This is a genomic window from Aquirufa sp. OSTEICH-129A (genome assembly GCF_054558355.1).
Genome location: NZ_JBPXKC010000021.1, coordinates 1 through 318, shown reverse-complemented (window position 1 = coordinate 318; position 318 = coordinate 1). Strand labels below are relative to the sequence as shown.

The 318-nt window shown below is 52.2% G+C and carries 1 protein-coding gene; it reads left to right on the top strand.

What is annotated here, in order from left to right:
* Window positions 1-318, top strand: a 318-nt coding sequence (locus tag SKC36_RS12340; protein WP_459466078.1) for a hypothetical protein, incomplete at both ends; no start/stop codon positions are given.

Here is a 318-nt window from a genome sequence, read left to right as displayed (position 1 = left end):
CAGGAGTGGGCACGTTTACCTTCACTCCAGCGACGGGTAGTGCCGTAACGAGTGGCAATGTGACGATTGGAGCAGGTTCAGCTACGAAGTTCATCATCACGGGAAGTGGCACGCAAACAGCGGGAGGCAGTCAAACGATTACGATTACGGCAAAAGATGCGAGTGGCAATACGGCGAGTGGCTATACGGGTAGTAAGAGCTTAACTTTCAGTGGAGCGAATAGTTCATCATCTCCAGCGACCTCACCAAAAGTAGAGGGTACAGACTTTGGTACAGCGACGAGTGTGAGCTTCACGAATGGGGTAGCTACAGCGAGTC